The sequence below is a fragment of the Paraburkholderia sp. BL6665CI2N2 genome (assembly GCF_004366535.1).
GTDB lineage: Bacteria > Pseudomonadota > Gammaproteobacteria > Burkholderiales > Burkholderiaceae > Paraburkholderia.
The window spans coordinates 2,007,800-2,020,431 of sequence record NZ_SORC01000001.1; the positions used below are offsets into that span (position 1 = coordinate 2,007,800).

Annotated in this window: 15 protein-coding genes and 1 pseudogene; 10 read left to right on the plus strand and 6 right to left on the minus strand. The window is 63.7% G+C overall.

The genetic code is table 11. The annotated features are described in order from the left end of the window. Positions 1-64 precede the first annotated feature (64 nt). The 3 genes from B0G81_RS09015 to B0G81_RS09025 form a co-directional block, all read right to left on the minus strand. Complete coding sequence (locus B0G81_RS09015) at positions 65-1,384, minus strand: cation:proton antiporter (protein ID WP_134134604.1); 1,320 nt, start codon at positions 1,382-1,384, stop codon at positions 65-67. A gap of 91 nt (positions 1,385-1,475) precedes the next feature. Beyond that, on the minus strand, positions 1,476-1,862 hold the full coding sequence (locus B0G81_RS09020) for a DUF3175 domain-containing protein (protein WP_106278331.1): 387 nt from the start codon (positions 1,860-1,862) through the stop codon (positions 1,476-1,478). Between the two features lie 153 nt (positions 1,863-2,015). Then, positions 2,016-2,543, minus strand: a complete 528-nt coding sequence (locus tag B0G81_RS09025; protein ID WP_106278329.1) for a PRC-barrel domain-containing protein — start codon at positions 2,541-2,543, stop codon at positions 2,016-2,018. Positions 2,544-2,570: 27 nt separating this feature from the next. Here B0G81_RS09025 and B0G81_RS43540 point away from each other — a divergent pair, with 27 nt between their 5' ends. Together B0G81_RS43540 and B0G81_RS09030 are read left to right on the plus strand one after the other, a co-directional pair. Beyond that, positions 2,571-2,714 (plus strand): hypothetical protein, encoded by a 144-nt coding sequence (locus B0G81_RS43540; RefSeq protein WP_166678942.1) that lies wholly within the window; start codon positions 2,571-2,573, stop codon positions 2,712-2,714. 204 nt (positions 2,715-2,918) lie between these two features. Continuing rightward, positions 2,919-3,212 carry a hypothetical protein gene (locus B0G81_RS09030; protein ID WP_181920104.1) on the plus strand — a complete coding sequence of 98 codons (294 nt, stop codon included), beginning with the start codon at positions 2,919-2,921 and terminating at the stop codon, positions 3,210-3,212. 84 nt (positions 3,213-3,296) lie between these two features. On the opposite strand, the gene B0G81_RS09035 is transcribed toward B0G81_RS09030, so the two are convergent. Further along, positions 3,297-4,616, minus strand: coding sequence for a DNA topoisomerase IB (locus B0G81_RS09035; RefSeq protein WP_134134607.1), 1,320 nt, complete (start codon positions 4,614-4,616; stop codon positions 3,297-3,299). Between the two features lie 200 nt (positions 4,617-4,816). On the opposite strand from B0G81_RS09035, the gene B0G81_RS43545 reads away from it, so the two are divergent. The 5 genes and pseudogenes from B0G81_RS43545 (at position 4,817) to B0G81_RS09055 (ending at position 7,538) form a co-directional block, all read left to right on the plus strand. After that, positions 4,817-5,158 carry a chemotaxis protein gene (locus B0G81_RS43545; RefSeq protein ID WP_116123793.1) on the plus strand — a complete coding sequence of 114 codons (342 nt, stop codon included), beginning with the start codon at positions 4,817-4,819 and terminating at the stop codon, positions 5,156-5,158. A gap of 148 nt (positions 5,159-5,306) precedes the next feature. Beyond that, positions 5,307-5,858: pseudogene (locus B0G81_RS09040) on the plus strand (type 1 glutamine amidotransferase domain-containing protein). Between the two features lie 100 nt (positions 5,859-5,958). Further along, positions 5,959-6,522 carry a DUF4142 domain-containing protein gene (locus tag B0G81_RS09045; RefSeq protein ID WP_116121842.1) on the plus strand — a complete coding sequence of 188 codons (564 nt, stop codon included), beginning with the start codon at positions 5,959-5,961 and terminating at the stop codon, positions 6,520-6,522. Then, the gene (locus B0G81_RS09050; protein ID WP_106278318.1) at positions 6,519-6,863 is read left to right on the plus strand and encodes a DUF1488 domain-containing protein; all 345 of its coding nucleotides are present in this window, start codon (positions 6,519-6,521) and stop codon (positions 6,861-6,863) included. Before B0G81_RS09045 ends, B0G81_RS09050 begins: the two co-directional genes overlap by 4 nt. 93 nt (positions 6,864-6,956) lie before the next feature. After that, positions 6,957-7,538 (plus strand): hypothetical protein, encoded by a 582-nt coding sequence (locus B0G81_RS09055; protein WP_134134610.1) that lies wholly within the window; start codon positions 6,957-6,959, stop codon positions 7,536-7,538. A 106-nt stretch (positions 7,539-7,644) separates the two neighbouring features. Here the strand turns inward: B0G81_RS09055 and B0G81_RS09060 are convergent, their stop codons facing one another. Then, positions 7,645-7,887, minus strand: a complete 243-nt coding sequence (locus B0G81_RS09060; protein ID WP_134134615.1) for a hypothetical protein — start codon at positions 7,885-7,887, stop codon at positions 7,645-7,647. A 369-nt stretch (positions 7,888-8,256) separates the two neighbouring features. Between B0G81_RS09060 and B0G81_RS09065 the strand changes: the two genes are divergently transcribed. Continuing rightward, positions 8,257-8,709, plus strand: a complete 453-nt coding sequence (locus B0G81_RS09065) for a PA2169 family four-helix-bundle protein (protein ID WP_106278314.1) — start codon at positions 8,257-8,259, stop codon at positions 8,707-8,709. A 196-nt stretch (positions 8,710-8,905) separates the two neighbouring features. Here B0G81_RS09065 and B0G81_RS09070 read toward each other — a convergent pair whose 3' ends face one another. Beyond that, complete coding sequence (locus B0G81_RS09070; protein WP_106278312.1) at positions 8,906-9,247, minus strand: BON domain-containing protein; 342 nt, start codon at positions 9,245-9,247, stop codon at positions 8,906-8,908. Positions 9,248-9,758: 511 nt separating this feature from the next. On the opposite strand from B0G81_RS09070, the gene B0G81_RS09075 reads away from it, so the two are divergent. Further along, complete coding sequence (locus B0G81_RS09075; protein ID WP_116121838.1) at positions 9,759-11,240, plus strand: RNA polymerase factor sigma-54; 1,482 nt, start codon at positions 9,759-9,761, stop codon at positions 11,238-11,240. A 136-nt stretch (positions 11,241-11,376) separates the two neighbouring features. Continuing rightward, on the plus strand, positions 11,377-12,555 hold the full coding sequence (locus tag B0G81_RS09080) for an aminotransferase class I/II-fold pyridoxal phosphate-dependent enzyme (RefSeq protein WP_121308779.1): 1,179 nt from the start codon (positions 11,377-11,379) through the stop codon (positions 12,553-12,555). The last annotated feature ends 77 nt before the right edge of the window (positions 12,556-12,632 follow it).

Here is a 12,632-nt window from a genome sequence, read left to right on the forward strand (position 1 = left end):
GATGGGAGAAGCCTTGTTGCGGCAGGGAGGTCACGTATTCTAGCGACTCCAATTGGCCGCCGAACTAACCTTCACGACTGCGCAGCCGGCGATACCAGCTCATCAACGGTGTCGCCGAAACGCCGTGAATCACCACGGACGCCGCGATCACCGCCAGCGTGAACGGCACGAGTGGGGCGACCTCGGTTGCAGCGCCGTTTTCGAGCGCGTACGCGAGGTAGTAAAACGAACCGATGCCGCGTATGCCGAACCAGCTCATCAAACGGCGCTGCGTCGGTGTCGCGCTCGATCCGAGCAGCGACAACTCCACCGCTGCCGGCCGCACCAGCACGAATAGCGCCGCGGTCAGCGCGACGGTGTGCCAGGTAAAGAGCGGCGTGTGCAGCGTGGCGAGCACATTGCCGACCATTGCCATGACGGCGACCTCGGCGATGCGTTCGAGCTCGATCGTGAAGCCGAGCACCGACTCCGTCATATACGCGTGCGCCTTGCTCGGATTCGCCGCGGTCGCTTCCACGTCTTCGGAATCCACGGTGCCGATGGTTTCGCGCGGCGACTGGCCGCCGCTCGCGCGGTGTTCGACACGGCGCATCGCGACACCGGCGGCGAACACGGCGAGAAAGCCATAGGTGTGCGCAAGCTGCGCGGCGCCGAATGACAGCACGATCAAACCGAGCGCGAAAAAACCCTCGAGTCCGAGCGCCTGCGCGTGGCGCGTGCGCAGCCACGTCACCGCATGGGTGGTGGCCCAGCCGAGCATGCCGCCGATCGCGATTCCGCCCGCCACGCCCCACACCATGCTGCCTGCGAGCGCCAGGTTCAACAGATCGCCCGCTTCGGCGGCGGGCGCCGCGCATAACGCGAGGCCGAGCATCGCGAAGGGCAGCGCGATGCCGTCGTTCAGTCCGCCTTCGCCGGAGAGCGCGAAGCGCAGCAGATCGTGGTCGCCGGGGTTGTGCACTTGCACATCGTGGGCCAGAACCGGGTCGGTCGGCGCGAGGATCGCCGCCAGCAGCAAGGCCGGCCCCCAGCCGAGATGCAGGACGTACACGCCGAACAGCATCAGCAGCGGAATGGTCGCGAGCATCGCAAGAAAGCCGAGACGCAGCGGCACGGTCCAGAGTTTTTCGAGCATGCCAAGCCGCAACCGCAGGCCGATAGCGAACAACGAGACGAGCAATGCGACTTCGGTGATGGTGCGCAGCAGATGCGCGTCGGCGATCATATCGAGGCGCAGCAAGCCAATACCGGGCGGCCCGAGAAAGTAGCCGATCGCGAGATAAAACATGGCGGCGCTGATGGGTAGGCGCCGCAGTGTGGTCGCCGCCAGGCCCATGAAAACGAGCACGGCGCCAACAATGAGAAACCACAAAGTTTCGTGCATGAGCATCCGGTGAGGGCCCGCATGCGCGTGCTGCATGCGTGGCCGGTTGAACAACGGTGCGCCCCGCCGCGCCGATTACTGGCGCGTCATTTCAGGGCGCGCGTCCGAATGCTTCGCGCAGCTTGCGCTTGGCCTGTTGCAGGGTGTCGCGGCGCGTTTTCGGCAGGTTTTTGCCGGCGCGGTTGATATAGAAGTTCAGCATCGACATGGCCGACTGGAACGGCGTGCCTTTGCGGCGGCGGCTCTTCGTGGATGACTGCTTGAGAGATTGCGCGATCGATTCCGCGCTGCCGGTTTTGAACACATCGTGCTGGATATCCATCGCGTCACTGGTTTCCATGACGTGATGCGACCACTTCTTCGGGCTTTTAGCGGCGTGCGCCGCGTGAGCCTTGGCATGCCGCTGGCGCGGCGGCCGGCCCGACTTGCCGCGGGTGACTGGGCGCCTGGACTTGCTGGTGGATTTGCGTGTGGCCATGCTGCCGCCTCCTTATCAAATCTTGCGCGCGCTGATCACGCTCATTGTGCGCTCAAAGTGAAACGCGCCGGCTGCCGCGATGGCGGCATGCCGGCGCATCGGTGTCAGCACGCGTGGCGCCCTTCGGCCACGTGCGCCGACCGTGAGCACGCGTTACAACTTCAGGCCGCCGGCCTCCGGCGCATCCGACGACGCGGGCGGAACGTCGCCCACGCCATAGTCGTCGCGACGCAAATTCGAGTCGCGGCCCCAATAGGGTTCGCTGCCGTAGTACTGATGCACGGACGTGGCCCAGGTCTGGTCCGCCATGGATGGCCAGTGGTCCTTGTCGAAGCCCGGGGCGTTCTTCACGCGTTCCGCGGTCATGTTCAGCACGAAACATTTGCGGCCGGTATCGAGCGTCAGTGCATGCCATGGAATGGCGAGCAGCTTGTCGCCGATGCCGAGAAAGCCGCCGCTCGAGAGCACGGCATACGCAACGCGGCCCGAGCCGACGTCGAGCATGATGTCCTTGATCTTGCCGATGTCCTCGCCGTCACTGCTGAGTACCTTGTTGCCGTCGAGTGTGGCGGCGGCCATCACGTCCGGGCCGGGGCCGTCCGCGGTCGCGCTGCCCTTGCCGATGACCCGGGCGCCCTGTTCCTGGCGCATGCCGCCTTGCGTTTGTGTCTGGTTCACCATGATGAGCCTCCTCTACAGGTTGGGTGTGTGCAAGTTGAGCAACCGGCGTTCCTCCGTGTGGCGGAGGGCGTGCGCGCGATATTGCGCGAGGTGCTCCATGCGTCGTACACGCGCGCGGTTTGCGCGAAGCGCGTGCGTAGCGGCGTGCCGGACGTGGCGTTGAATGCGTAAAGCGTGCTGACGCGATTGAAAATATTTCGTCGGAGGAGAGGAAGACAGCTGAGGAGCAACTGCCGACTGACTGGCTCGCGACGACGCGTTTCACAATGAGGCTGGCGGCATGTCCTTGCAATGCGGCATAGCCCTTGCGGGATGGTTGGCCAGCAGCGCGATTGATCATCTGCGCGCGCTGTCCATCTATCCACGGAGACTTTGATGAAACATACAAAAGCATTGCTGGTGTCGGCACTCGTTGTGATGTCGGGCGCGGCGTTCGCGCAAGCGGGCGGTGGCAACGGTAACGGTGGCGGCGCCGGCACCGGCGGCTCGGGGAACGCTCACGGCGCGGCGACAGCGGCACCGACCACGAATGGACAACCCACATCGGGAGCAATGAGTTCCAGTGGCTCCAAATCGCATCACATGTCCAAAACCAAAACCAAGAAGCCGATGACCGATTCGACCAATACGCCGGGCGCGGACGCAAGCAGCGATACGAAAGGTCAGTGAGCGCGCGGTGAAGCAGCGGGGCCAAACGCGACGATTCAAGAAGCGCGACGCGCCCTGCGCCGTAACATCCCCAGCTTTAAGGTTCTAAGGCGCGGTCTGTTTCACTGCCCGTGACGCACTCGACGCGCGCGCGCCTGCCGCCCGAGGTGCGGCGGCTCGCCGTGCAGCTTGCGCTCCCGTCTTCGCATCGACCTTCGCGGCTGCCGCTTTGCGCACCACGCGCGATTTCTTCAGCAGACTCGTGATCGAATCGTCGATGCTTTCCGCCACCGCCGATTCGCGCGCCTTGCGGCCTTTCGCACCCGCCTGCCGCGCGAGCTTCGCCGCGCGTTTCTCCGCCTCCGCAAGCAGCGTGGCCAGCGCGACTTCATCCGCTTTCAACCCGCGGCGCGATTCAGCGGGCGCGAGGCGCTGCAACTCGTCTGCTTCGAACGAGCTGATCACGGCGGGGTGAATGTAGCAACGCCTGCACACGGCCGGCGTATTGCGCAGCAACGCCGCCACGTCCTTCACGGTTGCGACGATATGACGGCGTGCTTCAGCCGCGCTGCTGCATATCAGGCGACGCAGCGCGGCCAGCGCATAGACGCTGCCGGCCCACGTGCGATAGTCCTTGGCCGTGAAGTCCGCACCGCTCGCGCGGCGAAGGTAGTCGTTGATATCGGCGGAGCCGACGGTGTGGCGCGTGCCGTCCGCGTCGAGATACTGGAACAGGTCGTGGCCCGGCAGGTCGGCGCAACGCCGCACGATGCGTTTGACGCGCGGGTTGTTTACCGTCACGTCGTGTTCGACGCCGCTTTTGCCGCGAAATCTGAAGCGCAACTGGCCGGCTTCGATCTTCACGTGCTTCTTGCGCAATGTCGTCAAACCATACGACTGGTTATCGCGCGCGTATTCGACACTGCCGATCCGGATCAGCGTCGTATCGAGCAACTGCACGATCGCGGCGATGACTTTGTCGCATGGCATGCCCGGCAGGTTCAGGTCGCGCGTGACACGGGCGCGGATCTTCGGCAACGCACGGCCGAACTCGGCCATGCGTTCGTATTTGTCCGCGTCGCGGGTTTCACGCCAGCGCGGGTGATAGCGGTATTGCTTGCGGCCACGCGCATCGCGGCCCGTCGCCTGGATATGGCCGCGCGGATCCGGACAGATCCACACGTTTTCATACGCCGGCGGAATGGCGAGCGCGTTGATGCGTTTGATTTCGTCTTCGTCGTCGATGCGTTTGCCCGTCACGTCGAAATACGCGAAGCCGTCCTTTTCACGCTGACGCGTGATGCCGGGCTTCGTGTCGTCGGCGTGGCGCAGGCCCGGCGGCAGGGCGGCGGGCGTGGGCTGTTTAGCGCTGTCGTCGTCCGCGCGTGCAGGGCGGCGTTGAATCGAGGTCGTTGTAGCAGCCATCGTCGCTGGTAGAAATTTCAAGCAGAAGGCGCGTGGCGCCGGTGACCGTGCCTGCAAGCAACGGCAATGCCTGGCGCCGTCGTCGGCACGGCGGGGATGGCGCCAAGGTTGTTTCGGACTTGCTTCGCGAGCGGGCGGAACAGTCCTTGCGGAAGATCGCTACGTGTATCGAACGAAGCGAATCAACCAAGGAGAGCGCCATGAGCAGCACCCTAAATCCCGATGAAGAGCCCCAACAGGTCGTCAAACAAACCGCAGGCACGACCGGCGCGCTCGGCCCGAGCGATTCGTCCGATAGCGGCAGCGATGTGGCCGGTGCGAAGCGTCATGAATTCGACGTGGATACCGAATTGGACAATCACGCGCTCGAAACCGGCGACACCGAACTCGGCAGCGATACGGATCGTGCCGGCACAGGCGAGCGCGCCGCCGCCGACGGCGATTCCACCCTAATACCGGATGCGGACATCGAGCCCGACCGTGTGATCGATCCGCTGGCCAATGACGATGACGGCCTTGACGATGACCCGCAAGGTTTGTGAACGGGCGTGGGGCGGCAGGTGTCACGCGGGCGCGTGAACCGGGCGCGCGATCCGAACGTATGGGCACGTACTTTGCTCACATTGAGTTAATCGAAGGGCCGGCCACGCGGCATTGCCGCCCCGGCACTGAAAACGAAGGAGATTAGGGATGGTTAGTGCGTTGAATGGTTACAAGGTGGCGGTGCTCGCGGTGGCCGGATTCGAGCAGGCGGAACTGATCGAGCCGCAACGCGCGCTCGTCGAGGCCGGCGCGACAGTGCATGTGATTTCAGCGAAGCCCGGCAAGATTCAGGGTTTCAAGCATGTGGATAAGGGCGACGCCGTCGAGGTGGATGCGACCTTCGACAAGGCCAGCGCGGACGATTACGACGCGGTGGTATTGCCAGGCGGCGTGGTCAACGGCGACGCCATCCGTCTGCTGCCGCAGGCGCAAGCCTTCGTCAAGGCAGCCGACAACGCAAAGAAGCCGATCGCGGTGATCTGCCATGGTGGGTGATTGCTGGTGTCGGCTGGAATCGTTAAGGGCCGCACGATGACGAGCTGGCCGAGCCTGCAGGACGACATTCGCAACGCGGGCGGCAGTTGGGTGGACCAGCAAGTCGTGGAGGACGGCAATCTGATCAGTAGCCGCAAACCCGACGATCTGCCGGCCTTTAACAAAACGCTGATTGCGCAATTGTCGAAACGCAAGGCGGCATGAATTGGTATTGAAGGTGAGGGAGCGCGCGAAGTCGGAATGAAGGCTGCGCTCAGTCTTAACGGTTCCGCTTAGGCGTATCCGTCGACCTGGGAGAAAATGCATGAAAATCCGGTATTCCCTACAAGCGATGACCGTTGCGCTGAGTTTGAGCGCGGCGTCCATTGGCGCGGTCTACGCGCAGGCGAGCGACGCCCCGGCGAGCGCCGCGCCGGTCAGCGGCACGAAGCTTTCGCCTGCGGATCAACAATTCGTGCAGGACGCGTCGCAGTCCGACGCCACCGAAATCGCGGCCAGCAAGGTCGCGCTGAAGAATTCCAGCGATCCGCACGTGAAGAAATTCGCGCAGCAGATGATCACGGATCACACGAAACTCTCGCACGGCATGGCGGCGCTCGTCTCGAAGAAGGGCTTCACCTCGACGCCGTCGGCGGATTCCGCGCTGGTTGGCAAACTCCAGACGCTCAAGGGCAAGGATTTCGATCAGGCCTACGTCGAGCAGGTTGGGGTGGAAGCACACCAGCGAGCGGTCGATCTCTTCCAGCAGGAAAGCACCAGCGGCACCGACGCGCAACTGAAGGCCGCGGCCGCGCACGCACTGCCGACCATCAAACATCACCTGGCAATGGCGCAGCAACTCGCCGGCGCAATGAAGGGTTCGCCATGAATGCGATCCGGCCGCGGCCGGCCTATGAGGATTCCCTTATGCAGATCACTTTTTCCGACGACAAGCCGGTCTTCGACGGAGCGAACCTGACCGTGCGCTTCATGGCGCGGGTGGACGGCGAGCCGGTCGTATGCACGATTACCGCCGAGGCGCTCGAGGATCATTTCGGCGCCGATTCCGCCCTGGAAGCCACGCTGATGTCGGCTTTCGACAAAGGTCGTCAACGTATCCGTTCGGTTTGCGCCGAAGCACTCGACCAGAACGACGGTGAAGGCGTAGTGTTGCATAGCGGACTGTTCAGAGTGGAAGGCATGGAACCGGATCGCGGCACCACGGCGTAAGGCCGGCGCGTGCCGCCGCTCGCGCGTGCGACGCCGCGCGGCGAAATGCGGCGGCATGGTCCGCAAACGCTATCAACGATGCAAGGAGGCCTTATGTCACTCATCGTCGCTGCACGCTTTACGACTTTCCCCGCTGCTGAAGGCGCGGCGGCCAAGCTCTTCAACGCAGGTTTCGTCGAGGAAGACGTCACGCTGTTCTTCGTCAATCCGCGCGGTCAGCACGCGCGCTATCCCATCGGCGGCGACACCGGCACCGATGCCGGCGCGAAGGAGGCGCCCAAAGGTGCGGGCATGGGCGTCACGATCGGCGCGGTAGCCGGCGCGGTGGTGGGCGTCGGGATCTTCGCGGCTTTCTCCGCGCCGATTATCGTTTCGTTGATTGCCGCGGGCGTCGGCGCATATGTGGGCTCATTGGTCGGCGCCATGTCCCTTACGCGCGATGCCGGCCACACAGGCCATCGTTCGGCATTCCATGAAGAGACGCGCGATTCCGGCGTGCTGGTCGCCGTGCATGTCTCGCCGGATAATCAGTTCGATGCCGCGCGGGTGCTGCGCGAAGCCGGCGGCATGGCCATCGAGCGCGCGAGCGGACGCTGGCAGCAGGGGCGCTGGGCCGACTTCGATCCGTTGAAAAAACCGGTGCCGCTCAGCGAGTTCAGCGAGAAGAGCGCTTGAATCGCTGAATATTTTCATCGCGGTAATTAGCAGAACGGCCCGATACCGATCGGGCCGTTCTTTTTTGCCTGTCCGGTCGCTATTCAAGCAGCACTCAAACCCCTGCTCAAACCCAGACTTGCGGCGCATTGCGCTGGGGTTGCGGTGCGCGATCGACCTGACGCTTGTCGCGCGTCGCCTCGCAAGCGGCCGACACCAAGCCGTCATGCGTCAAGCCACATGAAGGCGACGTAGCCTGCGCTTGCGAAACCGGCGTTTCCTGCGCCAGGACATGTTCACGAATCTGCATCACAGTTGCCGAGCTGATGATCGCGACGGCGGCGAGAAATTCTGCGCTCCTGATCTTCATGGTGATTCTCCCTGTCGTTGTTGCTTGCCCATTCTTTTCAATCCGTTGGCACGTCTTGCAGTGTGTTGTTGCGTTGCACGCGTGCCCGGGCGGAGCAGATAAAGCAACCGTTGTGCCATCGATCGGAAGCCCGCTGCGCGGGGCGTTTCCGCCGATTACGCCGCGTAGCGGCGGGCAAGATTTACGCGTGTTGGCAAGATCGGACGCGCGCGTCGACGCAGCGCGCAAACGTTCATTGCCGCATGTTCCGGGCACGCGCCGTGCGAACGGATCTATGAACTCCATCGCTGGAAGGAGAGTGCCTCGCGATTCGGGCAACTCATCCCCGGCGGCGGATTCCATGACTAATGAAACCCCTGGAGGTATTGAATGGCTACGAACGTTGTTTCCGTGCTGAACGATCTGGTCGAGACGTCGAAGGATGGCGAGAAGGGCTTTCGCAAGGCAGCCGAAGATGCGCACGACGCCCAGCTGAAAACGCTGTTCCTGTCGCGCGCGGAAGACTGCGCGCGTGGCGCGCGTGAATTGCAGGACGCGGTTCAAGGACTGGGCGGCAAGCCCGAAACGGGCGGCAGCATGAGCGGCGCCCTGCATCGCGGCTGGGTAGACGTGAAGTCGGCTGTGACGGATCGCAGCGACCACGAGATCCTCGCCGAGTGTGAAAAGGGCGAGGACGTCGCGAAGAAGCGCTATCACGATGCACTCGAAAAGGAATTGCCGGCGGATGTGCGGGCAATCGTCGAGCGGCAGTATCAGGGCGTGCTGCAGAATCATGACCGCGTGCGTGATCTGCGCGATCAATATGCGGCGGCGAAGCGTTAAGAAGTAGGTGAGTGACCGGCGCCCGAAAAGGGCGTCGGTTGTTTCGGCTTGTATCGGATTGCGACTGGTAGAACTCAAAAGCGAGCCGCACGAAAAAAAAGCCATTCGCATTGCGTATGGCTTTTCTCATTGCTGTGAGTCATGAGCACCGGACGGTGCCGACCGAGATCGACACCGTCCGGCCAGACCCGCCGTTTTATTCGGCGGCGATCTTCAGATGGTTCTTCACGCTCGACACACCCTTCACGGCTTCCACGACTTCACCGGCCGCTGCCTTGTCGTCAGCCGAAGGCACCGTGCCCGTGAGCCACACCACGCCCTTGCGGGTCTTCACGTGGATATGCGTCGACTTGACGTTCTTGGCGGCCAGCAGATCGGCCTTGACCTTGGTGGTGATGGCGCCGTCGTCGACATGCTGGCCGACGGTTTCCGATGCCGCCGACGGGGCGCTGCTTTGCGCCATGGCGTTCGTCGCGTTCAGTGCGAAAGCGACACAAGCGATGCTACCTGCGGTCTTCAGAAGTTGGATGGTCTTCATGGTTTCTCCTTCGGGTGTTGATCAAAATTGCGGTCTTGTTGCCTGCGGTCGATCGCGGTCGAAACCGCTGATGACACGCGTGGGATCGTTGCCGCTACGGTTCCGTCAGGGCCCGTTATCGACACCGGCCGACGGTCTGTGCATGCAATTCGCTTCGGTGTTGCTTGCGCGTCTGGCATGCACGGACCGGCGTCCGTCCACATAGTGCAAGGACGCAAGCGGTGTGCCCGGTGTGGCGTCAGAAGCCTGGGGATGGCGGGAAAGCCGTTACGGCACAAGTATTTAGGCTGACGAATACGATGCCGCAGTGCGTCGACGCCACCGGTGGCGGCGGTCGGCGGGAGGGACCGGAATTTGCCGGGAGCTTGTAAAAAAGGCGCCCGGCGGCCTGCGCAATTGGCGGGCCTGAAAACACAAAGCGTAGAAAAAACAGTGCGTTGCGGGAGTTGGTACGACAGTTGCTCTAAACGGGCTACTCACCCATTTTCGCTATCAAAGGGACCTCACTACAATGCCTTCCATTGAACTACGCACAAGGCAGTCTCTCGCACTTACGCCGCGTCTTCAGCAATCGGTGCGTCTGTTGCAGTTGTCGTCTCTGGAGTTCCAGCAGGAGTTGCGCACCGCGCTCGACACCAATCCGTTCCTCGAGTACGACTCGTCGGAAACGGAAGACGTAGCGCTCGCAACCGCGACCTCCGGCGAAGACGGCGGCGCGCTGCCCGCCACCGACGCGGTCGCAACCGCCGAACCCGATGCACTGCCGTCTGAATCCGGTGCCAACGACACGCTGGAAAGCGCTGGCCAGGATGACATGCCCGGTGACTTCTCCGGCGACTACAGCAGCCGCAGTTCGACGCGCCAGAACGGCGACTCGGACAGCAGCGACCCCGCCGAATGGGCGCGCTCGCAGCCGACCTTGCGTGAGCAGTTGCACGATTCGCTGCGCCTCTATCGTCTCGACGACCGCGACCGCGCGGTGGCCCGTTTCATCATCGAGGCGCTCGACGACGACGGCTATCTGCGTCAGGAACTCTCCGATCTCGCGGCCAGCGTCGATCTCGAACCGGAACTGACCGAAGAAGAATTGCTGGTGGCGCTGCGTCTTGTCCAGTCGCTCGATCGTCCGGGTCTGGGCGCGCGCTCGTTGTCCGAATGCCTGTCCCTGCAGGTGAATGCGTTGCCCGCCGACACGCCGGGGCGCGACGTGGCGCGTCAAGTCGTCGAACATCATCTTGAACGGCTCGCGCGTCGCGAGCAGGCTGAACTGCAGAAGCAGATCGGCTGCAGCGCGGAAGAACTGCGCGTGGCCTGCGCGCTGGTGCGCAAGCTCGATCCGAAGCCGGGCAACAGCTACGGCCGCACGGAGGACAACTACGTGGTGCCGGACGTCATCGTGCGTCAGGTCCGCAACAAGTGGGTCGTAACGATCAATCCGGCAGTGCAGCCGCGGGCGCGCATCCATCGCATGTATGCGGAATTGTTCGCGCAGTCGGCCGGCGCGAGCCGTTCACCGCTCGCGCAGCAATTGCAGGAAGCACGCTGGCTGATCCGGAACGCGCAGCAACGCTTCGATACGATTCAGCGCGTGGCCGAATGCATCGTCGCGCATCAAAAGGCCTTCTTCCAGTACGGCGAAATCGCGCTCAAGCCGATGGTGCTGCGCGATGTCGCCGACGAACTCGGCCTGCACGAATCCACCATATCGCGCGCCACCGGCAACAAATATATGGCGACGCCGCGCGGTATCTTCGAGTTCAAGCATTTCTTCCCGCGCGAACTGGGCACGGAAAGCGGCGGCACCTGTTCAGCCGCTGCCGTGCGCGCGCTGCTCAAGGAAATGATCGCCGCGGAGAACACGCACGATCCGCTGTCGGACGTCACGCTCGCCAAAATGCTCGCCGATCAGGGCGTGCTGGTGGCGCGCCGCACCGTGGCGAAATACCGGCATCTGATGAAGGTCCCGCCGGCGGAGTTGCGCCGCCAGATCTAAACGCGTCGCCCCGCGAATCAGGGGCAACGCCGGAGCGCTACGCGAGACTGTTTGTTCGCGTGGCGCTTTTTCGTATCTGGACGTTTCGCGCGCGCCCCTTTACATTGGCGGGTCCATGGGAAACGGGGTGCGGTCAATGAAGTACTCGAATCTGGTCGAACGCCTGCAAGGCCGGCGCACCTCAGCGTGGGAAATCCATCGTGTCGCGCAGCAGGCGGAGGCGAGAGGCGAAGACGTCATCGTTCTGAGCGTGGGCGACCCCGACTTCGCCACGCCCGCGCCGATCGTCGAGCGTGCCATCGAGGCCTTGCGGGGCGGCGATACGCACTACAGCGCCGTGTCCGGCCGCGAGCCGGTGCGCGCGGCGATCGCCGCGGAGCACACGCGCATGACCGGCTGCGCCGCGAGCGCCGCCAATGTGATCCTGACGGCGGGGGCGCAGAACGGCGTGTTCGCCGCGTCGTTGTGTCTGCTGGAAGCGGGCGACGAAGTGATCGTCCCCGAACCGATGTATCTGACCTACGAGGCCTGCGTGCGCGCGGCCGGCGCCACGCTCGTGACGGTGCCAGTGGATCCGGCGCGGGCGTTTCATGTCGACTGCGACGCGCTCGAAGCCGCCGTTACCTCACGCACCAAAGCCATCTTCTTCGCGACGCCGTGCAATCCGACCGGTGTGGTCATGCAACGCGCCGATCTTGAACGTATCGCGCGGCTCGCGTGCCGGCACGACCTATGGGTTCTCTCCGACGAGGTCTACGCCGAGTTGACGTTCGAACGCGAGCACGTGAGCATCGCCGCGCTGCCCGGCATGGCCGAGCGCACCGTGACGCTCGGCAGCCTGTCGAAATCGCATGCCATGGCCGGTTGGCGCGTGGGCTGGGCGATCGGGCCAACTGAGCTGATCGAGCACATGGGGCGGCTCGCGCTTGCCATGCTTTATGGCTTGCCCGGCTTCATCCAGCAGGCCGCATTGACGGCTCTGCAGCACAAGGCGCGGATCGCCGCCGAGATGCGCGAGATCTACCGGCGCCGGCGCGACGTGGTGTTCGAGCGTTTGCATCGCGTGCCGGGTTTGCGGTGCCTGTTGCCCGAGGCGGGCATGTTCATGATGGTCGACGTGAGCGGCACGGGCCTCGATACGGTCGACTTCACCTGGCAGCTGTTTCGCGCGCAGGGCGTGTCGCTGCTCGACGCGAGTGCTTTCGGCGAGACGGCGAATGGTTTCGTGCGGCTGGGTTTCGTCGTCGACGAAGCGCGTCTGATCGACGCGTGCGAACGCATCGCTGCATTCGTCGGCGCGTTGCCGGGTCGTTGAGTCTTTCGCCGACGTTTCGTTTGCTTTTCGATTGGCGTAACGCGGCGATGCGTCGTGGGAGGAATGCGTGTTCTCGC